We start from the raw sequence: 22502 nt of genomic DNA on the forward strand, positions 1-22502 counted from the left end.
TCAAAGCGCCTTGACCCCGAGGATTTCCACCTCGAAGCTCAAGGTCTTGCCGGCCAGCGGATGGTTGAAGTCGATGGTGACCTGAGCATCGTCAAAGGCTTTTACAACGCCAGGCAACTCGGCATTGGCCGCGTCGTTGAAGATCACCAGCAGGCCTTCGGACAACTCCATGTCGTTGAACGAGGAGCGCGGCATGACCTGAACGTTCTGCGGGTTGGGTTGGCCAAACGCGCTTTCCGGCGCAACGGTCACGGTGCGCTTGTCACCGGCTTTGAACCCGAACAGAGCGGCCTCAAAACCTGGCAACAGGTTGCCGTCGCCGACCTTGAAGACCGCTGGCGCCTTGTCGAATGTGCTGTCGACAGTGTCGCCGTTTTCCAGATGCAGCGCGAAGTGCAGGGTAACTTCGGTGTTCTGGCCGATACGGATGTCAGTCATGGACGGGTTCTCCGGACTTTTTACTTTTGAACATGTCCAGCGCCAACATTACCGCGCCAACGGTAATCGCGCTGTCGGCCAGGTTGAAGGCCGGGAAATACCAACGGTTCTGCCAGTGCACCAGAATGAAATCGATCACATGGCCCAGAACGATACGGTCGTACAGGTTGCCCAGCGCGCCACCCAGCACCAGCGCCAGGGCAACGGCCAGCCAGGTGTCGTTGCGCCCAAGACGCTTGAGCCAGACGACCAGTACCGCACTGACGACCAGGGCAATCAGGGCAAACAGCCAGCGCTGCCAGCCCGAGCTGTCTGCCAGGAAGCTGAATGCGGCGCCGGTGTTGTAGGCCAGGGTCCAGCTGAAGTAGTCCGGAATGACCACAATTTGCTGGTACAGGCTCAGTAAGCCCTCAAAGTAGAACTTGCTGGCCTGGTCAAGGACCAGGACCAGCACGCTCAACCAGAGCCAGCTGAGGCGCCCGAAGCGCCCCACGGCAGGGTTAGGCATAGTGACGCACCTCACCAGTGCCGCTGATGTTGTCGACACAACGGCCGCAGATTTCCGGATGCTCAGGGTTCACACCCACGTCCTCACGGAAGTGCCAGCAACGGCCACACTTGGTGTAACCCGACTTGACCACCTTGAGTTTCAGGCCTGCCACTTCGGTGACCACGGCATCGGCCGGTGCCTGCACGAATGGTGCAACGCTGGCAGCCGAGGTGATCAGTACAAAACGCAGCTCGTTGCTGAGCTTGCCCAGATCAGCGGACAAGGCTTCATCGGCAAACAGCGTCACTTCAGCTTGCAGGTTGCCACCAATGGCCTTGGCTGCACGCTGGTTCTCCAGCTCCTTGTTGACCGCCGCTTTGACCGCCATGATCCGGTCCCAATAGGCACGGCCCAGCTCGAAGCCTTCTGGCAGCTCGCTCAGGCCCTGGTACCAGGTGTTGAGCATTACCGACTCGTTACGCTCGCCCGGCAGGTACTGCCACAGCTCGTCAGCGGTGAAGGCCAGGATCGGCGCGATCCAGCGCACCAGCGCCTCACTGATGTGGTACAGCGCGGTCTGGCAGGAGCGCCGTGCGACACTGTTGGCGCCGGTGGTGTACTGACGGTCCTTGATGATGTCCAGATAGAAACCACCCAGCTCCTGCACGCAGAAGTTGTGAACCTTGGAGTAGACGTTCCAGAAACGGTACTCGCCGTAGTGCTCTTCAAGCTCGCGTTGCAGTATCAGGGTGCGGTCCACGGCCCAACGGTCCAGCGCCAGCATGTCTTCAGCAGGCAGCAGATCGGTCGCCGGGTCGAAACCGGACAGGTTCGACAGCAGGAAGCGCGCGGTGTTACGGATACGACGGTAGGCGTCAGCACTGCGCTGCAGGATCTGATCAGAAACCGCCATCTCGCCGGAGTAGTCCGTGGCCGATACCCACAGACGCATGATGTCGGCACCCAGGGTGTCATTGACCTTCTGCGGCTCGATGGTGTTACCCAGCGACTTGGACATCTTGCGACCGTTTTCGTCGACGGTGAAACCGTGCGTCAGCAGCTCGCGGTATGGTGCGTGGTTGTCGATGGCGCAACCGGTCAGCAACGAGGAGTGGAACCAGCCACGGTGCTGGTCGGAACCTTCCAGGTACAGGTCTGCACGCGGGCCGCTTTCGTGACCGACGTTATGCGAGCCACGCAGTACGTGCCAGTGAGTGGTGCCTGAGTCGAACCAGACGTCGAGCGTATCGGCGATCTTGTCGTACTGGGCGGCCTCTTCACCAATCAGTTCGGCGGCATCCATCTTGAACCAGGCTTCAATACCTTCCTGCTCGACGCGCTTGGCCACTTCTTCCATCAGCTCAACGGTGCGCGGGTGCAGCTCACCGGTCTGTTTATGCAGGAAGAACGGAATCGGGACGCCCCAGTTACGCTGACGCGAGATGCACCAGTCCGGGCGGTTGGCGATCATCGAATGCAGGCGCGCCTGGCCCCAGGCCGGCACGAACTTGGTGTCTTCAATGGCCTTGATCGCGCGCTGACGCAGGGTGTCGCCCTGATCTGGCTGCTTGTCCATGCCCACGAACCACTGCGCGGTGGCGCGGTAGATCAGCGGGGTCTTGTGACGCCAGCAGTGCATGTAGCTGTGGCTGATGGTTTCGGTATGCATCAGCGCACCGACTTCAGACAGCTTTTCAACGATCGCCGGGTTGGCCTTCCAGATGAACTGGCCGCCAAAGAACGGCAGCGACTCGACATACACACCGTTGCTCTGCACCGGCGTGAGGATGTCGTCGTTGGACATGCCGTAGCGCTTGCAGGTGACGAAGTCGTCCTCGCCGTAGGCAGGCGCGGAGTGAACCACACCCGTACCGGCGCCCAGCTCAACGTAGTCGGCCAGGTAAACCGGCGACAAACGGTCGTAGAACGGGTGACGGAAGTTGATCAGGTCCAGCGCAGCGCCTGGCGCGGTAGCGATGACGCTGCCTTCCAGCTTGTAGCGGCTCAGGCAGGACTCAACCAGTTCCTCAGCCAGTACCAGCAGTTTGTCACCGACATCAACCAGCGCGTAGTTGAATTCAGGATGAACGTTCAGCGCCTGGTTGGCCGGGATGGTCCACGGCGTGGTGGTCCAGATCACGATCGAGGCAGGCTTGGCCAGTGCACCGAGGCCGAAGGCCGCAGCCAGCTTGGCCTCATCGACGATCGGGAATGCCACGTCGATGGTTTGCGATTTCTTGTCGGCGTACTCGACTTCCGCCTCGGCCAGTGCCGAACCACAGTCGAAACACCAGTTCACGGGCTTCAAGCCCTTGAACACGAAGCCGTGTTTGACCATTTCCGCCAGCGCGCGGATTTCACCGGCTTCGTTGGCGAAGTTCATGGTCTTGTAGGGATTGTCCCAGTCACCCAGGACACCCAGGCGGATGAACTCGGTCTTCTGGCCTTCGATCTGCTCGGCAGCATAGGCGCGGCACAGCTCGCGGGTCTTGTCTGCGGTCAGGTGCTTGCCATGGGTCACTTCGACCTTGTGCTCAATCGGCAGGCCGTGGCAGTCCCAACCCGGTACATACGGCGCGTCATAGCCGGCCAGGGTCTTGGAGCGGACGATCATGTCCTTGAGAATCTTGTTCAGCGCATGACCGATATGAATCTTGCCGTTGGCATAGGGTGGACCGTCGTGCAGTACGAACTTCGGACGATCCTTGCCAATCTCACGCAGCTTCTGGTACAGGCCAATGCTGTCCCAGCGCTGCAGGATCTGCGGTTCGCGCTGTGGCAGGCCGGCCTTCATTGGGAAGGCGGTGTCCGGAAGGTTAAGCGTGGCTTTATAGTCGGTCATTTCAGGCTCTTCGTTAGCGGTTGAGCGTGCCAATGGGCACGTGCGGCGGCGATATCCGCATCGATCGCCGACTTAAGCGCCTCCAGGGAGGCGAAACGCTGCTCGTCGCGCAGCTTGTGGTGGAATACCACCGTCAAACGCCGGCCATACAGGTCGCCGGCAAAATCCAGAAGGTGTATTTCCAGGTGGGCACTGCCATCACCTGAAACAGTGGGCCGTACGCCAATATTGGCGACGCCCGGCCAACGCTGGCCATCAATTTCGGCGCTGGCCAGATAAACGCCCGTCAACGGCACACGACGCCGCTTGAGCTGGACATTTGCGGTAGGGGTGCCCAACTGACGCGCCAGCTTCTGGCCGTGCAGCACCCGCCCGGTAATACGGTAAGGCCGTCCCAGCAACCGCTCGGCCAAGGCAAAGTCGGCGTCGGCCAAGGCGTTGCGTACCTCGGTACTGCTAACCCGGAAACCGTCGAGCTCAACCGTTTGGGCTGCTTCGACGGTAAATCCGTAAGTGGCCCCGGCTTGCTCCAGGAACGAGAAATCGCCTGCCCGGTCACAGCCAAAGCGAAAATCGTCACCGACCTCCAGATGCTGCACACCCAGGCCATCGACCAGAATGGTCTCGACGAACTCGGCGGCGCTGAGCTTGCTCAAGCGCTGGTTGAAGGCCAGGCAAAGCACCCGGTCGATACCTTCAGCCGCCAACAAGGCAACCTTGTCACGCAGCCGCGCTAGACGGGCTGGCGCTGTGTCCGGCGCAAAGTATTCGCGCGGCTGTGGCTCGAATATCACCACACAGCTAGGAACACCCAGCGCCGCCGCCCGCTCGCGCAGACGTGCCAGGATTGCCTGGTGGCCACGGTGGACACCGTCAAAGTTGCCAATAGTGGCGACACAGCCCCGGTGCTGGGGGCGCAGGTTGTGAAGGCCTCGAACCAGCTGCATAACGCACTTCTTGATCATAAAGTGGCCGATTATAACCACACCCGCGCGCTGACGACAGGCAGCAGCGTGCTGCGTTTATCGTCAACGCCAAAAACCGACGTCTGACCGACGTCGCCCATTAATGCAATGCCTTGCGCGCAAAGTCCCGCGGGCGGAAACCAAACAGGAACAAACAACCAAAATAGGTGGCAATGCCAGCGCCAATCAACACCCCGAGGCGCAGGAAGCGGGCAAGCATCTGCCCTTGCTCCCAGGCAGGCATCAGCTTCATCCCCACGACCAGCACACCGGCCATCAACAGGACCGCCACCAGCAATTTGAGCAGGAACACGGTCCAGCCAGGCTGTGGCTGGAAGAGGTCTTGCTGGCGCAGTTTCCAATAGAGCAGGCCGGCATTGAGACAGGCGCCGACACTGATCGCCAACGCCAGACCGGCGTGCTGCAGATGCGAAATAAACGCCAGATTGAGCAACTGGGTCGTCACCAAGGTGAAAATCGCGATTTTCACCGGCGTCCGAATGTTCTGTTGGGCATAAAAACCAGGCGCCAGCACTTTGACCAGAATGATCCCGAGCAGGCCAACCGAGTAGGCGATCAACGCGCGCTGGGTCATTGCAGCATCGAAGGCACTGAATTTGCCGTACTGGAACAACGACACGGTCAAGGGCTCAGCCAGAATCGCCAGGGCGAAGGTACACGGCAGCACCAGCAGGAAGCAAAGCCGCAGGCCCCAGTCGAGAATCCGCGAATATTCGTGACGGTCCTTGTTGGCGTAGGTCTTGGCCAGGGTCGGCAAGAGGATCGTGCCCAAGGCAACACCCAGCACCCCAGAGGGCAGTTCCATCAGGCGGTCGGCGTAGTACATCCAGGACACGGAGCCCGCCACCAGAAAAGAGGCAAAGATCGTATTGATGATCAGCGAAATCTGGCTGACCGATACCCCGAGGATCGCCGGCAGCATCTGTTTCAACACACGCCACACGCCGCTGTCCCGCAGATTCAGGCGCGGCAGAACGAGCATGCCGATCTTTTTCAGGTGAGGCAGTTGATAAAGCAACTGCAACAGCCCGCCTGCCAGCACCGCCCAGCCCAGGGCCATGACCGGCGGATTGAAGTAAGGTGTGAGGAACAACGCAAAAAAGATCATTGCCACGTTAAGCAGCGTCGGCACGAAGGCCGGCACCGAGAAACGGTTCCAGGTGTTAAGGATCGCGCCCGCCAGAGAAGACAGCGAGATCAGCAGTATATAAGGGAACGTGACACGCAACAGGTCGGTGGTGAGCTCGAACTTTTCAGGGCTGTCGACAAAACCCGGCGCCGTTATCCAGATCACCCAGGGCGCTGCGATGATCCCCAGCGCCGTGACCACAGCCAGCACCAACGTCAAAAGCCCTGCGATATACGCGACAAACGTGCGTGTCGCCTCTTCGCCCTGCTGGCTTTTGTATTCGGCCAGAATAGGTACAAAAGCCTGAGAGAACGCGCCTTCGGCGAAGATCCGCCGCAGCAGGTTAGGCAGTTTGAAGGCAATGAAGAAGGCATCGGTGGCCACGCCGGCACCAAAGATGCGCGCCAGTATGGTGTCGCGGACGAAGCCCAGCACCCGTGAAACCATGGTGATGGAACTGACGGCGGCCAAGGATTTGAGCAAATTCATCGAGAGATTTTCACGCCTGTAGACGAAGGGTTGGGCATCTGAGCGCGCGGATATGCGATAATCCGCGCCGCATCCGCGATGCCGAGTGAAAACGACCGAGTTTACAGGTCATGTGCCAGAAGGGAATCATCTCCGTGGTTACATCGACCGCTTAGCAGAAGGGCATATGTACCCTTGACAACTGCTTAACTCATCGGCATGATTCGCGGCCTATTTTGTTTGCTATTTAAAGTCTTTCGAGGAGCTCGACGGTGGCCAACTCACCTTCCGCCAAAAAACGTGCAAAACAGGCTGAGAAGCGTCGCAGCCACAACGCCAGCCTGCGTTCCATGGTCCGTACCTACATCAAAAACGTAGTTAAGGCCATCGACACAAAAGACGCTGACAAAGCACAAGCCGCTTACGTTCTGGCTGTCCCTGTAATCGACCGTATGGCCGACAAGGGCATCATCCACAAGAACAAGGCAGCTCGTCATAAGAGCCGTCTGAATGGCCACATCAAGGCGCTGAAAACTGCTGCCTAAGTGACCTGCTTGTAAAAAAACCGACCTTAGGGTCGGTTTTTTGTTGCCTGCGTTTTGTCATTGCCCTGCCCTACCTCACACTGAAGGCATAGGAGCCGGAACCCAGCCCCCACCGCTCCAGCACTTACACGGCCTATTTACCGATCTGAATCTTTGGCGCCCACTGCAGCCACTCATCCTCAGCCTTATCGAACAAGGCGAAGGTCTGCTTAGGCAGCGCCGGATTACCCATCTTTTCCCCGTCCGGGGTCGCAAACGCAATCCCACCCTCAATCAGCGTTTCCAGCGACTCAGTACGCACGGTTGCGCCCTTGAACAGCCCGAAGTCCATGCCAAAGCCGCTGCTGTTCCAGAACCGGCTACCACCACGCACCAGTGAGGCATAACGCGGCTCGATCAGAATATGGATCAACACGCGATCTGCTGTTTGACCCAGTTCGTACCCTGTGACCTTGCCTACCGTGATTTCACGATAGGTCACAGGAACGCCTGGCTTAATCGAACCTCGGCGCGCAGCACTCAATACCAACGCGAGCCCTGCTTCACGCTCGGTGCGGTCAGGCGCCTCGGCCAGCGCGACAAAGTTGCGTTGCGGCCCCTGATTCTTCACCGCGGGCAAAACCTCAAGATACTGACCAGTAACCAGCGTCTCCAGATTGGCAGTCTTGACGATACCCAGTGCCGGCTTCACTACCCAGAACTGCGTTCCGACCCGCGCAATACGATCAGGCACTTCGGTAATACGCGCCTTGAGCATGACCGACTCCAGATCATCACTCAGCCTGACATCTTCCACCTTGCCAATGTCCAGGCCCCTGAAGCGAATAGGCGTACCCGCCTTGAGCCCGTCGGCGCGCTCCACCTTGATCATCACGGTGACACCACTACGGTTCGCCGCCTCTTGATCAAGGTGCAGTTTGAACCGTGGAACACACGACGTTTTAGCGGTACATCCGGTGTCGGGGTATCAAAAGCGATACCGCCAGCCATCAGACTCTGCAAGGACTCACTCTTGATCTGAATACCAGAGAGACCTCCACTCAGGGTAATACCACTGGCATTCCAGAAGCGTGTCGAGCCATTAACCAGATTGGCGTACTCTTTTTCGATATGGACACCAATCAGCAGACGCTTATGGGTTTTTGAGAACTGATAGCTCTGCACGGTACCGACCTTGACCTGACGGTAGAGGATTGGGCTACCGACCTCCAGCGAACCCAGGCTGTCACTAAACAGTACCAGGTGCAAACCAGGCGCTTTCAGATCCAACGGTGGTGCCTTGGCGCGCGCCTCAAACTCCCGCTGTGGCAAAGCGCCTTTATCGCCCGGGCGAATTGCAATGTAGTTCCCCTTGACCAAAGCCTCCAGCCCGGTGATACCGGCCAGCGAGATCGACGGCTTGACCACCCAGAACTGGGTTCCCGCAACCAGGTAGTCTTCCGCCAACGGGTCCAGGGTCAGCTCGGCCGTAGCACTGGAAAGATCAGGGTCTACCTTGAGCGTTTTGAGCGAACCGACCTGGATACCCTTGTACATCACCGGCGTTCTGCCGGCCTGCAGCCCTTCAAAGTCACTCAGCGTGACCTTGACCTTGATGCCTGCCTGCGCAGCATCAAAGTCCTCGTACAAACGGAATGGCAGGTTGGTATCAGTAGGCGGGCTGTCTTTGCGGTGCTCAGGCGTGGCAAAGGCGATACCACCCGCCACGATACTGGCCAACGACTCACTGCGAACTTTCACGCCGGAAAGATTGGCATCAATACTGATGCCGCTGGCATTCCAGAAACGCGTGTGCTTGCGAACAAGGTTTGCATAGGCCGGTGCAATAAATACCTTGAGCTCAACGATCCCCTGGTCTTCGGCAAGACGGTAGCTCTTCACTCGGCCCACCTGAATCTGCTTGTAGAACACTGGACTGTCCCGATTGAGCGAACCCAGTCGATCGGCCTTGAGCGTCAGGTGCAAACCCGGCTCGTTGTCAGAGAGCGGTGGTGCCTCGGCCAGCGCTTTGAAGCGCCGGGTTTGCTCACCGTCACCAGGGCTCACAGCGATGTAATTACCTGAGACCAAGGTTTCCAGCCCGGTAATACCCGCCAGGCTTACACTCGGCTTCACCAGCCAGAAACGCGTATTGGTGCGTAGCTGAGACTCAGCAGCCTTGTTCATCTCAATCGTGGCAATCACCCCGGTGTTACTGCCCTTGGCATCAAGCACCAGGTTCTTCACCTTGCCGACTGGCATGCCCTTGTAAACCACTTCAGTCTTGTTGACGACGATGCCCTCGCCACTCTGGAAGCGAACCTCGATGTCGACTCCCGACTCACGGTAAGCCTGCCAACCAAGCCAACCACCAATGACCAAAGCGATCAGAGGCAATATCCAGATAGCAGACCAGTTCGAGGCAGGGCGGGTTTTAGCCGTAGGCAAATCACTCATTGTCGTCATCCGACTCCGTGTTGTCCCAGATCAGTCGGGGATCGAAAGTTACTGCAGCGAGCATTGTCAGAATCACCACGCTAGCGAAAGCGACAGCACCCAGATTGGCTTCAACACTGGCGATGCGGCCGAAATTCACCACCGCCACCAGAATGGCAATGACGAAGATATCCAGCATCGACCAGCGTCCGATGAATTCGATGAAACGGTACATCACTATTCGCTGACGAGCAGAAAGCGGCTGATGGCGTTGCACCGAGTACAACAACAGCGCAATGCCGACCAGCTTGAAGGTCGGCACCAGAATACTGGCGACAAATACCACTGCGGCAATCGGAAACATTCCGTGCTTCATTAGCGTGATGACGCCAGACATGATGGTATCGGGACTGCCCTGCCCCAATGTACTGACTGTCATGATCGGCAAGATGTTGGCAGGGATGTAAAGAATGGCAGCAGTGATGAGTAGCGCCCAGGTTCGTATCAGGCTGTTCGGGCGCCGCGCATGCACCAGTGCACCGCAACGCGTGCAGACCTGTTCATCGGTATCAGGCTCCTGCCGATTCAACTCGTGGCATTCGATACAAATCAGGATGCCTGCATCAATTGCCCGCATGAAGGTCCTCCCCGGACAAAGCCACCCAAATCTGGTGAGGTGACATCACCACTTCCAGCCATACCTGAACCAGCAATAAACTCACAAAACAGACAAGACCAAGCCCCAGACTCAACTCGGCAAGATCGACCAGCTTGACGATGGCGACCAGTACGCCCATGAAGTAAACCTCAAGCATGCCCCAGTCGCGCATATGGTGGTACATACGGTACAGCAGCAGCCCATAGCTGCGCCCAACATCCAACCTGATGCTTAGCAGTACAGCGAGCTGACATAACAGCTTGAGCAAAGGGATTGCCATGCTGCACAGAAACACCACGATAGCGATTTCACGCATGCCACTGTCATACAACCCGAGGACACCACTCCAGACTGTGTCGTCAGAAGTTTGCCCCAACAGGTGGAGCTGCATGATCGGAAGGAAATTTGCGGGCACATAGAGGAGAAGCGCAGCAAGCACCAAGGCCATACTGCGCTCAACTACATTATGTCGATGCGCATAGAGCTCGTAGCCGCAGCGAGGACACTGCGCCTTCTCATTGTGCTTGAGCACCGGCTTGTGCATCAGCAGGTCGCACTCATGACAAGCTACCAGTTGGTCCAGTGGCAGGTCTGCGAGTGGATCGGAATTGGCAGGATCAGGCATGAATGAATTCTGAGTAAAAACGTCGACCTCTATTCTAGTGTTCCAACTCAAATTGTGGGAACACAACGAAAGATCGACCGGGAAAGGGCCACCGTCAAAACCGGCGTTACCGACAAGCTTTGGAGGCGAAAAGACAAAACCCCTACCTGCATGTGCAGATAGGGGTTTCGGAATTTAATCTTGACGATGACCTACTCTCACATGGGGAAACCCCACACTACCATCGGCGATGCATCGTTTCACTGCTGAGTTCGGGATGGGATCAGGTGGTTCCAATGCTCTATGGTCGTCAAGAAATTCTGTGTACCAGACCGTCTTTCGACGCTCCAGCAAATCGGGTATGTGATAGTTGTGAGTCGCAAACTTTCGGTTCGTTTCGTCTTCACAACACCGCAATCTGGCCTTTCGACGCAAATTGCTTGGGTGTTATATGGTCAAGCCTCACGGGCAATTAGTATTGGTTAGCTCAATGCCTCACAGCACTTACACACCCAACCTATCAACGTCGTAGTCTTCGACGGCCCTTCAGGGAGCTCAAGGCTCCAGTGAGATCTCATCTTGAGGCAAGTTTCCCGCTTAGATGCTTTCAGCGGTTATCTCTTCCGAACATAGCTACCCGGCAATGCCACTGGCGTGACAACCGGAACACCAGAGGTTCGTCCACTCCGGTCCTCTCGTACTAGGAGCAGCCCCTCTCAAATCTCAAACGTCCACGGCAGATAGGGACCGAACTGTCTCACGACGTTCTAAACCCAGCTCGCGTACCACTTTAAATGGCGAACAGCCATACCCTTGGGACCGGCTTCAGCCCCAGGATGTGATGAGCCGACATCGAGGTGCCAAACACCGCCGTCGATATGAACTCTTGGGCGGTATCAGCCTGTTATCCCCGGAGTACCTTTTATCCGTTGAGCGATGGCCCTTCCATACAGAACCACCGGATCACTAAGACCTACTTTCGTACCTGCTCGACGTGTCTGTCTCGCAGTCAAGCGCGCTTTTGCCTTTATACTCTACGACCGATTTCCGACCGGTCTGAGCGCACCTTCGTACTCCTCCGTTACTCTTTAGGAGGAGACCGCCCCAGTCAAACTACCCACCATACACTGTCCTCGATCCGGATGACGGACCTGAGTTAGAACCTCAAAGTTGCCAGGGTGGTATTTCAAGGATGGCTCCACGCGAACTGGCGTCCACGCTTCAAAGCCTCCCACCTATCCTACACAAGCAAATTCAAAGTCCAGTGCAAAGCTATAGTAAAGGTTCACGGGGTCTTTCCGTCTAGCCGCGGATACACTGCATCTTCACAGCGATTTCAATTTCACTGAGTCTCGGGTGGAGACAGCGCCGCCATCGTTACGCCATTCGTGCAGGTCGGAACTTACCCGACAAGGAATTTCGCTACCTTAGGACCGTTATAGTTACGGCCGCCGTTTACCGGGGCTTCGATCAAGAGCTTCGCGTTAGCTAACCCCATCAATTAACCTTCCGGCACCGGGCAGGCGTCACACCCTATACGTCCACTTTCGTGTTTGCAGAGTGCTGTGTTTTTAATAAACAGTCGCAGCGGCCTGGTATCTTCGACCGGCATGGGCTTACGGAGCAAGTCCTTCACCCTCACCGGCGCACCTTCTCCCGAAGTTACGGTGCCATTTTGCCTAGTTCCTTCACCCGAGTTCTCTCAAGCGCCTTGGTATTCTCTACCCAACCACCTGTGTCGGTTTGGGGTACGGTTCCTGGTTATCTGAAGCTTAGAAGCTTTTCTTGGAAGCATGGCATCAACCACTTCGCGCTCTAAAGAGCACTCGTCATCAGCTCTCGGCCTTAAGATCCCGGATTTACCTAAGATCTCAGCCTACCACCTTAAACTTGGACAACCAACGCCAAGCTGGCCTAGCCTTCTCCGTCCCTCCATCGCAATAACCAGAAGTACAGGAATATTAACCTGTTTTCCATCGACTACGCTTTTCAGCCTCGCCTTAGGGACCGACTAACCCTGCGTCGATTAACGTTGCGCAGGAAACCTTGGTCTTTCGGCGTGGGAGTTTTTCACTCCCATTGTCGTTACTCATGTCAGCATTCGCACTTCTGATACCTCCAGCAAGCTTCTCAACTCACCTTCACAGGCTTACAGAACGCTCCTCTACCGCGTCACCTAAGTGACACCCGTAGCTTCGGTGCATGGTTTGAGCCCCGTTACATCTTCCGCGCAGGCCGACTCGACTAGTGAGCTATTACGCTTTCTTTAAAGGGTGGCTGCTTCTAAGCCAACCTCCTAGCTGTCTAAGCCTTCCCACATCGTTTCCCACTTAACCATGACTTTGGGACCTTAGCTGACGGTCTGGGTTGTTTCCCTTTTCACGACGGACGTTAGCACCCGCCGTGTGTCTCCCATGCTCGGCACTTGTAGGTATTCGGAGTTTGCATCGGTTTGGTAAGTCGGGATGACCCCCTAGCCGAAACAGTGCTCTACCCCCTACAGTGATACATGAGGCGCTACCTAAATAGCTTTCGAGGAGAACCAGCTATCTCCGAGCTTGATTAGCCTTTCACTCCGATCCACAGGTCATCCGCTAACTTTTCAACGGTAGTCGGTTCGGTCCTCCAGTCAGTGTTACCTAACCTTCAACCTGCCCATGGATAGATCGCCCGGTTTCGGGTCTATACCCAGCGACTAAACGCCCTATTAAGACTCGCTTTCGCTACGCCTCCCCTATTCGGTTAAGCTCGCCACTGAATATAAGTCGCTGACCCATTATACAAAAGGTACGCAGTCACCTAACAAAGTAGGCTCCCACTGCTTGTACGCATACGGTTTCAGGATCTATTTCACTCCCCTCTCCGGGGTTCTTTTCGCCTTTCCCTCACGGTACTAGTTCACTATCGGTCAGTCAGTAGTATTTAGCCTTGGAGGATGGTCCCCCCATATTCAGACAAAGTTTCTCGTGCTCCGTCCTACTCGATTTCATTGATAAGAGATTTTCGCGTACAGGGCTATCACCCACTATGGCCGCACTTTCCAGAGCGTTCCGCTAATCTCAAATCAACTTAAGGGCTAGTCCCCGTTCGCTCGCCACTACTAAGGGAATCTCGGTTGATTTCTTTTCCTCAGGGTACTTAGATGTTTCAGTTCCCCTGGTTCGCCTCTTGCACCTATGTATTCAGTACAAGATACCTAGGTTATCCTAGGTGGGTTCCCCCATTCAGAGATCTCCGGATCAAAGTCTGTTTGCCGACTCCCCGAAGCTTATCGCAGGCTACCACGTCTTTCATCGCCTCTGACTGCCAAGGCATCCACCGTATGCGCTTCTTCACTTGACCATATAACCCCAAGCAATCTGGTTATACTGTGAAGACGACATTCGCCGAAAATTCGCAATACTCTTAAGACTTAAGAGACACTCACAAATTTTACCTTAGCCTGAATAAACACCAGTGAAAGTGCTATTCAGTCTATTTCTATCACATACCCAAATTTTTAAAGAACGATTCTGAAAAAGTTCAGAAATCAACATTCACCATCATCACAATGGAATGCTCATTTCTAAGCTTTGACACGGTTAAGCAAGAGGGGTGGTGGAGCCAAGCGGGATCGAACCGCTGACCTCCTGCGTGCAAGGCAGGCGCTCTCCCAGCTGAGCTATGGCCCCAGCAATTGGTGGGTCTGGGCAGATTCGAACTGCCGACCTCACCCTTATCAGGGGTGCGCTCTAACCAACTGAGCTACAGACCCAATCGAAGGTTGCTAACCTAATCGTCTTCTTCAATGAATCAAGCAATTCGTGTGGGAGCTTATGAAGCAGCTGATGTCGTCGATTAAGGAGGTGATCCAGCCGCAGGTTCCCCTACGGCTACCTTGTTACGACTTCACCCCAGTCATGAATCACACCGTGGTAACCGTCCCCCCGAAGGTTAGACTAGCTACTTCTGGTGCAACCCACTCCCATGGTGTGACGGGCGGTGTGTACAAGGCCCGGGAACGTATTCACCGCGACATTCTGATTCGCGATTACTAGCGATTCCGACTTCACGCAGTCGAGTTGCAGACTGCGATCCGGACTACGATCGGTTTTGTGAGATTAGCTCCACCTCGCGGCTTGGCAACCCTCTGTACCGACCATTGTAGCACGTGTGTAGCCCAGGCCGTAAGGGCCATGATGACTTGACGTCATCCCCACCTTCCTCCGGTTTGTCACCGGCAGTCTCCTTAGAGTGCCCACCATAACGTGCTGGTAACTAAGGACAAGGGTTGCGCTCGTTACGGGACTTAACCCAACATCTCACGACACGAGCTGACGACAGCCATGCAGCACCTGTCTCAATGTTCCCGAAGGCACCAATCCATCTCTGGAAAGTTCATTGGATGTCAAGGCCTGGTAAGGTTCTTCGCGTTGCTTCGAATTAAACCACATGCTCCACCGCTTGTGCGGGCCCCCGTCAATTCATTTGAGTTTTAACCTTGCGGCCGTACTCCCCAGGCGGTCAACTTAATGCGTTAGCTGCGCCACTAAAATCTCAAGGATTCCAACGGCTAGTTGACATCGTTTACGGCGTGGACTACCAGGGTATCTAATCCTGTTTGCTCCCCACGCTTTCGCACCTCAGTGTCAGTATGAGCCCAGGTGGTCGCCTTCGCCACTGGTGTTCCTTCCTATATCTACGCATTTCACCGCTACACAGGAAATTCCACCACCCTCTGCCCTACTCTAGCTCGCCAGTTTTGGATGCAGTTCCCAGGTTGAGCCCGGGGATTTCACATCCAACTTAACGAACCACCTACGCGCGCTTTACGCCCAGTAATTCCGATTAACGCTTGCACCCTCTGTATTACCGCGGCTGCTGGCACAGAGTTAGCCGGTGCTTATTCTGTCGGTAACGTCAAAACAGCAAGGTATTAGCTTACTGCCCTTCCTCCCAACTTAAAGTGCTTTACAATCCGAAGACCTTCTTCACACACGCGGCATGGCTGGATCAGGCTTTCGCCCATTGTCCAATATTCCCCACTGCTGCCTCCCGTAGGAGTCTGGACCGTGTCTCAGTTCCAGTGTGACTGATCATCCTCTCAGACCAGTTACGGATCGTCGCCTTGGTGAGCCATTACCTCACCAACTAGCTAATCCGACCTAGGCTCATCTGATAGCGCAAGGCCCGAAGGTCCCCTGCTTTCTCCCGTAGGACGTATGCGGTATTAGCGTTCCTTTCGAAACGTTGTCCCCCACTATCAGGCAGATTCCTAGGTATTACTCACCCGTCCGCCGCTGAATCAAGGAGCAAGCTCCCGTCATCCGCTCGACTTGCATGTGTTAGGCCTGCCGCCAGCGTTCAATCTGAGCCATGATCAAACTCTTCAGTTCAATACTGCTTGGGTTTTGAGAAAACCCTAAACTTGGCTCAGCAATCTCAAATGACTATTTCGATTTCTCGTGTAGTCACTTGTGATGCTGATAATCTTTTTGACTACCAGTCTGATTTCACAAGCACCCACACGAATTGCTTGATTCGATTGTTAAAGAGCGGTTGGCTAAGAGCTTTTCGTCTCAACCGAGGCGCGCATTCTACGCTTTCCTCTGTCTCTGTCAAGCGTTTATTTTGAAGTTTTTCAGAATTTTCCGTTCAACTTCAACCACTTGACTCGCTTCGATCTCTCGTTAGCGGGAGGCGAATTCTACAGCGTTTCAACTCGCTGTCAACCACCTTTTTCACCGCTGCCGATCTATTCGACCGAAGCACTTCCGACACTATCGCTAAACGTCTAACTCATTGATTATCAAGGAGTTTTCCGTTTCGACTGCGCCGGAAGAGGTGCGCATTATAGAGAGATGAAACGGGGCGTCAAGGCTTAAATTCAACTTTTCGTTGTCGTTGCGGCTTTTCCTATCGCCAGCCTCGGAATACGCCGCCCCAAGGCAGGAATACGTAGCGCCAACAACAATACGCCAATGCCAGCGTAGACCGCCCACTCCTTCAGATCTGCACGCACGACCCACAGAAAATGCAGCAATCCCAAACCCAGGATCGCATAAACCAACTTGTGCAACCTCTTCCAGCGAGCCCCAAGCCGCCGCTGGCTGTAGCGATTCGAAGTCACAGCCAAGGCAAGCAGCCCGACAAACCCCAGAACACCCACAATGATATAGGGGCGCTTGCGCAACTCTACGCCTAATTGCCCCCAGTCGAGGCCGAGAATAAAGAACAGGTAACCGCTCAAGTGCAACACGACATAGGCAAAGCACCACAAGCCCAACTGGCGCCTCACCACAATCCAGCCAGACCAGCCGCTCAGGCGCTGCAATGGCGTCATGCATAAGGTGATGAGCAAAAAGATCAACGCCCCCAACCCCAGCCGATCGACCAAAACCTTGCCCGGGTCTGGCCCCAATGCAAACGCCCACGCCTGGTAGAGCCAAAACAAAGGCCAAAAACTGGCGAGAACAAAAATACCAAGGCGAAACCATGGGTAGCGCATCAGTAGTTCTTCCTCAGATCAAGACCACTATAAAGAGAAGCGACTTCCTCTGCGTACCCATTGAACATCTGCGTGTCGCGCACATTCGGACTGAACAGCCCACTCGGCAACCGACGCTCACGCGCCTGCGTCCAGCGTGGATGATCAACCTGAGGGTTCACATTGGCATAAAAGCCGTACTCATCCGGCGCAATACTTTGCCACGTGGTTTTCGGCTGCTGCTCAACGAGACTGATGCGCACGATCGACTTAATGCTCTTGAAGCCATACTTCCACGGCACCACCAACCTGAGAGGCGCACCATTCTGATTAGGCAGCTCCCGCCCATACATACCAACAGCCATTATGGCCAACGGACTCATGGCCTCATCCAGACGCAACCCTTCTACATAAGGCCAGTCAATCAAGGCAAAGCCTGAGCGTTGGCCAGGCATGCTTTTCGGATCCTGCAGCGTTTCGAAGCGGATGTAACGCGCTTTGGAGGTTGGCTCCACCTGTTTGAGCAGAGCGGACAACGGGAACCCCAACCAAGGGATCACCATCGACCAAGCCTCTACACAGCGCAGCCGATAGATGCGCTCCTCCAACTGATAGGGCTTGATGAAGTCTTCCAACGCATAGCGACCGGGCTTTCCGACCTCGCCATCGACTACTACCGTCCAAGGCGCCGTTTTCAGCACAGCCGCGTTTTGCGCCGGGTCTCCCTTATCAGGGCCGAACTCATAGAAGTTGTTGTAGTGGGTTGCATCTTTGAATGGCGTAATGGCCTCGCCTGGCGCCGTCACCGCCTGCCATTGAGTTCCACCAAGCTTCTCGTTGAACCAACCAGGCGCGGAACCGGCATCGACATCCGGGTAACGCGAAACATCGGCGGCACTGGCCAAACGCGGCAGGGCTGAAACAGCCAACGCGGCCAAGGACCCGCCCAGCAGGTGGCGACGAGAGACATAGATAGATTCGGGGGTGACCTCTGACGCTTTGCAGTCAGAGGCCTTGGACATCTTGATCAGCATGATGACTCCGTAGAACGGGTGGACTGATGCACCAGTAGACTACGGAGTCCTGCAGAAATTACATCACTCGGCGCCTTTACGCCGACGCATGCGCAACAGGTACTGGATAGGGCCCGAAGCGGCATAAGCAAGGAAAATCAGCAGCAGAATACGTGGCGGATCACTGAAGACCACAGCAAACACGAGCACCACGGCGAGAATCGCCACGAAAGGTACACGCCCCTTCAGGTCGAGTTCCTTGAAGCTGTTGTACTTGATGTTACTGACCATCAGCATGCCGGCGGCAGCAACCAACAGCGCCACCAGGAACGACAGCTTGGACCCCTGGATACCGTAGTCACTGAATGCCCAGACAGTACCGGCTACCACGCCCGCCGCAGCCGGGCTGGCCAAACCGATAAAGTAGCGCTTGTCCGCCTTGCCAACCTGGGTATTGAAACGCGCCAGACGCAACGCGGCACCAGCCACATAAATAAAGGCCACCATCCAGCCGACTTTACCCATGTCGCCCAGCGCCCAGCCGAACGCCAGCAATGCCGGGGCCACACCGAAAGCGACCATGTCGGACAGGGAATCGTACTCGGCACCAAAGGCGCTTTGAGTGTTGGTCATGCGCGCAACACGACCATCAAGGCCATCGAGCACCATGGCAACAAAAATAGCGATGGCGGCGAAGGCAAAATACTTGCTCGCTTCGCGAGGATCACCAGCACTCAGCGCGCTTTGTGCGCTCATCGAGCTGATGATGGAATAGAAACCGGCAAACAGGTTGGCGGTAGTAAAGAGATTGGGCAGCAGATAGATACCACGATGCCGCACCTTGCGTCCTTCGGCATCATGCCCTTCTTCAACATGCTCATCGATCGGTAGCAGGCTTTCGGCGTCGGAGGCCTTACTGGGCTCTTCTGGACGTTCGCTCATGGACATTACCTTGCAACGGTTTGGAAAGTTTCGGCTGTTGTTTGCAGCGAGAGTGCATGCACACAGTGAGCTTTATACCAGAAGCTGACCCTCTAAACGAAAAAACGCGGCCGAAGCCGCGTTCTTATCGCATCAAGGCAAGATTAGTTCTTGGCTTTGTCTACGATTTTGTTCGCCGCGATCCAAGGCATCATCGAGCGCAGTTGCTCACCGATGACTTCGATACCGTGGGCAGCGTTGTTACGACGACGAGCAGTCATCGATGGGTAGCCAGTGGCACCCTCGCTGATGAACATCTTCGCGTACTCGCCGTCCTGGATGCGCTTCAGAGCGTTGCGCATGGCCTGACGGGACTCAGCGTTGATAACCTCTGGGCCAGTTACGTACTCGCCGTACTCAGCGTTGTTGGAGATCGAGTAGTTCATGTTGGCGATACCGCCTTCGTACATGAGGTCAACGATCAGCTTCAGCTCGTGCAGGCACTCGAAGTAGGCCATTTCTGGCGCGTAGCCAGCTTCAACCAGTGTTTCGAAACCGGCTTTGACCAGCTCAACAGTACCGCCACACAGAACAGCCTGCTCACCGAACAGGTCGGTTTCAGTCTCGTCCTTGAAGGTCGTTTCGATGATGCCGGTACGGCCACCGCCAACGCCTGCGGCGTAGGACAGGGCAACGTTCTTGGCGTTACCGGAAGCGTCCTGGTAGATCGCGATCAGGTCAGGGATACCACCGCCTTTGACGAACTCGGAACGTACAGTGTGGCCTGGTGCTTTAGGGGCGATCATGATCACGTCCAGGTCAGCACGTGGCACAACCTGGTTGTAGTGAATCGCGAAACCGTGGGAGAACGCCAGGGTAGCGCCCTTCTTCAGGTTAGGCTCGACTTCGCTCTTGTACAGCTGAGACTGGAACTCGTCTGGGGTCAGGATCATGACCAGGTCAGCAGCGGCAACAGCGCTGGCCACGTCAGTGACTTTCAGACCGTGCGCTTCAGCCTTGGCAACAGTAGCCGAGCCTTTACGCAGACCAACGGTAACATCCACACCCGAATCTTTCAGGTTGCACGCTTGGGCGTGACCCTGAGAGCCGTAACCGATGATGGCAACTTTTTTGCCCTGGATGATCGAAAGGTCGCAGTCTTTGTCGTAATAAACTTTCATGAAACACCCCTTATCTCGGCCTTTCGAGGCCATTCGCTAATTTTTTGAGTTAGATGCTAAGAACTTTGTCGCCACGGGCAATGCCGGTGACGCCACTGCGTACGGTTTCGAGAATGGACGCGGTACCGATAGCCTGAATGAAACTGTCCAGTTTGTCGCTGGTACCGGTCAGTTGCACGGTATAGACACTGGCACTGACATCGACGATCTGCCCACGATAGATATCGGTGGTGCGCTTGATCTCGGCACGCTGTGCGCCCGTGGCCTTGACCTTGACCAGCATCAGTTCACGCTCGATATGCGCGCTTTCTGAAAGGTCGACCAACTTGACCACTTCAACCAGCTTGTTCAGGTTCTTGGTGATCTGCTCGATCACTTCATCATGGCCGACTGTTGTCAGCGTCAGACGCGACAAGGTCGGGTCTTCAGTCGGAGCAACCGTCAGGCTTTCGATGTTGTAGTTACGCTGGGAGAACAGGCCAACCACGCGCGACAAGGCACCAGGTTCGTTTTCCAACAGCAGGGAAATAATGTGCCGCATGATTAGGTACGCTCCGTCTTGCTCAGCCACATATCGCGCATCGAGCCATCCTTGATTTGCATCGGATAGACGTGCTCGCTGTTGTCGACCTGGATATCGATGAACACCAACCGGTCTTTCATGGCAAAGGCTTCCTCGAGCTTGGGCTTGAGGTCCTTCAGGCTGGTGATGCGGATACCCACATGGCCATAGGCTTCGGCCAACTTGACGAAATCAGGCAGCGATTCCATGTAGGAGTGCGAGTGACGGCTGTTGTAGGCCATGTCCTGCCACTGGCGGACCATGCCCAATACACCGTTGTTCAGGTTGACGATCTTCACCGGCAGGTCGTACTGCAGGCAGGTCGACAACTCCTGAATGTTCATCTGGATACTGCCCTCACCGGTGACACAGGCAACATCCTGGTCAGGGAAGTTCAGCTTGACACCCATGGCGGCAGGGAAGCCAAAGCCCATGGTGCCCAGGCCACCGGAGTTGATCCAGCGGTTTGGCTTGTTGAAGCGGTAGTACTGCGCCGCGAACATCTGGTGCTGGCCGACATCGGAGGTAACGAAGGCATCGCCTTTGGTCACTTCGCAGAGTGTCTCGATAACGGTCTGTGGCTTGATGACACTGCCATCACCCTTGTCGTAAGGGAACATGCCACGGTCGCCACGCCACTCTTCGATCTGCTTCCACCAGGCATCCATTGCCGCCTTTTCAGGCTTCTCACCGATTTCCTTGAGGATCGCGACCATCTCGGTCAGAACGCTTTCGACAGGCCCGACAATAGGCACATCGGCCTTGATCATTTTGGAGATCGACGCAGGGTCGATGTCGATATGGATGATCTTGGCGTTCGGGCAGAACTTCGCCGGGCCGTTGACTACCCGATCATCGAAACGCGCGCCAACAGCAAGGATCACGTCGGCATGGTGCATCGTCAGGTTGGCGGTGTAACTGCCGTGCATGCCCAGCATGCCGAGGAATTGACGGTCAGTACCCGGATAGCAACCCAGGCCCATCAGGGTATTGGTGACCGGCAGGTTCAGCATCTGCGCCATTTCAGTCAGGGCTGCGGAGCCACCGCCGAGGATGACACCACCCCCAGCGTACACAACCGGACGCTTAGCCGAGAGCAGCATTTCTGCGGCTTTGCGGATCTGGCCCGAGTGCCCACGAACAGCGGGGCTGTACGAGCGCAGCTTGACCTTCTTCGGATAGACGTACTCGAACTTTTCAGCCGGGTTGGTCATGTCCTTCGGAATGTCAACGACAACCGGGCCTGGACGGCCGGACTGCGCGAGGTAGAAGGCCTTTTTCAGAACTTCAGGGATTTCCGATGCGTGCTTGATCATGAAGCTGTGCTTCACGATCGGCCGGGAAATACCGATCATGTCGGTTTCCTGGAAAGCATCCGTACCGACCATGGTGCTAGGCACCTGACCGGAAAGGATGACCATCGGAATGGAGTCCATGTAAGCGGTGGCAATACCGGTAATGGCATTGGTCGCCCCAGGACCGGAGGTCACCAGAACTACACCAGCCTTGCCGGTAGCACGGGCGTAACCATCCGCCATATGGGTTGCAGCCTGCTCATGACGGACCAGAATGTGACTCACTTCCGGTTCTTTGAACAGAGCATCGTAAACATGAAGAAGAGCACCGCCCGGGTACCCATAGATGTGCTTAACGCCTTCGTCACGCAAAAAGCGGACGACCATTTCAGCGCCAGATAAAAGCTCCACGTTGTTCACCTCTAAAACGCCAGAATACCGTCCGATGGGAACGGGTCTTAATAGGTTTACTGCCAAGCAGAGCATGAG

At 55.8% G+C, this 22502-nt stretch carries 14 protein-coding genes, 2 tRNA genes, 3 rRNA genes and 1 pseudogene; 1 reads left to right on the forward strand and 19 read right to left on the reverse strand.

Annotated elements, in window-relative coordinates; all coding sequences use genetic code 11:
* The 5 genes from fkpB to murJ form a co-directional block, all read right to left on the reverse strand.
* The gene (gene fkpB / locus ACZ9H3_RS11895; protein ID WP_065761571.1) at positions 1-438 is read right to left on the reverse strand and encodes an FKBP-type peptidyl-prolyl cis-trans isomerase; all 438 of its coding nucleotides are present in this window, start codon (positions 436-438) and stop codon (positions 1-3) included.
* Positions 431-946: a signal peptidase II gene (gene lspA / locus ACZ9H3_RS11900; protein ID WP_099775787.1), complete on the reverse strand. Its 516-nt coding sequence runs from the start codon at positions 944-946 to the stop codon at positions 431-433. The genes fkpB and lspA overlap by 8 nt, the downstream gene beginning before the upstream one ends.
* Positions 939-3770: an isoleucine--tRNA ligase gene (gene ileS, locus ACZ9H3_RS11905; RefSeq protein WP_476220886.1), complete on the reverse strand. Its 2832-nt coding sequence runs from the start codon at positions 3768-3770 to the stop codon at positions 939-941. Before ileS ends, lspA begins: the two co-directional genes overlap by 8 nt.
* Complete coding sequence (ribF, locus tag ACZ9H3_RS11910) at positions 3767-4717, reverse strand: bifunctional riboflavin kinase/FAD synthetase (protein ID WP_099775789.1); 951 nt, start codon at positions 4715-4717, stop codon at positions 3767-3769. Before ribF ends, ileS begins: the two co-directional genes overlap by 4 nt.
* 118 nt (positions 4718-4835) lie before the next feature.
* Positions 4836-6374 carry a murein biosynthesis integral membrane protein MurJ gene (gene murJ / locus ACZ9H3_RS11915; protein ID WP_065761567.1) on the reverse strand — a complete coding sequence of 513 codons (1539 nt, stop codon included), beginning with the start codon at positions 6372-6374 and terminating at the stop codon, positions 4836-4838.
* Between the two features lie 251 nt (positions 6375-6625).
* Between murJ and rpsT the strand changes: the two genes are divergently transcribed.
* Entirely contained in the window at positions 6626-6898 is a 273-nt protein-coding gene (gene rpsT, locus ACZ9H3_RS11920; protein ID WP_065761566.1) for a 30S ribosomal protein S20, read from the forward strand.
* 133 nt (positions 6899-7031) lie between these two features.
* On the opposite strand, the pseudogene ACZ9H3_RS11925 reads toward rpsT, so the two are convergent.
* The 14 genes and pseudogenes from ACZ9H3_RS11925 to ACZ9H3_RS11990 form a co-directional block, all read right to left on the reverse strand.
* Positions 7032-9334: pseudogene (locus ACZ9H3_RS11925) on the reverse strand (PqiB family protein).
* On the reverse strand, positions 9327-9950 hold the full coding sequence (locus ACZ9H3_RS11930) for a paraquat-inducible protein A (protein WP_330522975.1): 624 nt from the start codon (positions 9948-9950) through the stop codon (positions 9327-9329). Before ACZ9H3_RS11930 ends, ACZ9H3_RS11925 begins: the two are co-directional and overlap by 8 nt.
* The gene (locus ACZ9H3_RS11935; RefSeq protein WP_476220889.1) at positions 9937-10596 is read right to left on the reverse strand and encodes a paraquat-inducible protein A; all 660 of its coding nucleotides are present in this window, start codon (positions 10594-10596) and stop codon (positions 9937-9939) included. Before ACZ9H3_RS11935 ends, ACZ9H3_RS11930 begins: the two co-directional genes overlap by 14 nt.
* A gap of 178 nt (positions 10597-10774) precedes the next feature.
* Positions 10775-10890, reverse strand: a 5S ribosomal RNA gene (gene rrf, locus ACZ9H3_RS11940).
* A gap of 136 nt (positions 10891-11026) precedes the next feature.
* Positions 11027-13917, reverse strand: a 23S ribosomal RNA gene (locus tag ACZ9H3_RS11945).
* 253 nt (positions 13918-14170) lie between these two features.
* Positions 14171-14246: transfer RNA gene (locus tag ACZ9H3_RS11950), tRNA-Ala, on the reverse strand.
* A gap of 6 nt (positions 14247-14252) precedes the next feature.
* Positions 14253-14329: transfer RNA gene (locus ACZ9H3_RS11955), tRNA-Ile, on the reverse strand.
* Between the two features lie 84 nt (positions 14330-14413).
* Positions 14414-15950: ribosomal RNA gene (locus tag ACZ9H3_RS11960) — 16S ribosomal RNA — on the reverse strand.
* Together the 16S, 23S and 5S rRNA genes with 2 tRNA genes alongside form the textbook arrangement of a ribosomal RNA operon.
* A gap of 491 nt (positions 15951-16441) precedes the next feature.
* Positions 16442-17062, reverse strand: a complete 621-nt coding sequence (gene msrQ, locus ACZ9H3_RS11965) for a protein-methionine-sulfoxide reductase heme-binding subunit MsrQ (RefSeq protein ID WP_476220891.1) — start codon at positions 17060-17062, stop codon at positions 16442-16444.
* The gene (msrP, locus tag ACZ9H3_RS11970; protein ID WP_476220893.1) at positions 17062-18075 is read right to left on the reverse strand and encodes a protein-methionine-sulfoxide reductase catalytic subunit MsrP; all 1014 of its coding nucleotides are present in this window, start codon (positions 18073-18075) and stop codon (positions 17062-17064) included. Before msrP ends, msrQ begins: the two co-directional genes overlap by 1 nt.
* A 63-nt stretch (positions 18076-18138) precedes the next feature.
* A complete protein-coding gene (gene pssA, locus ACZ9H3_RS11975) occupies positions 18139-18996 on the reverse strand; it encodes a CDP-diacylglycerol--serine O-phosphatidyltransferase (protein ID WP_099775796.1) in 858 nt (285 codons plus the stop codon).
* A gap of 143 nt (positions 18997-19139) precedes the next feature.
* Positions 19140-20156, reverse strand: a complete 1017-nt coding sequence (gene ilvC / locus ACZ9H3_RS11980; protein ID WP_065758296.1) for a ketol-acid reductoisomerase — start codon at positions 20154-20156, stop codon at positions 19140-19142.
* Between the two features lie 49 nt (positions 20157-20205).
* Positions 20206-20697 (reverse strand): acetolactate synthase small subunit, encoded by a 492-nt coding sequence (gene ilvN / locus ACZ9H3_RS11985; protein WP_042125802.1) that lies wholly within the window; start codon positions 20695-20697, stop codon positions 20206-20208.
* Positions 20698-20699: 2 nt separating this feature from the next.
* The gene (locus ACZ9H3_RS11990; RefSeq protein WP_065758302.1) at positions 20700-22424 is read right to left on the reverse strand and encodes an acetolactate synthase 3 large subunit; all 1725 of its coding nucleotides are present in this window, start codon (positions 22422-22424) and stop codon (positions 20700-20702) included.
* Positions 22425-22502: the final 78 nt, after the last annotated feature.

Source organism: Pseudomonas sp. TE3910 (assembly GCF_056279025.1).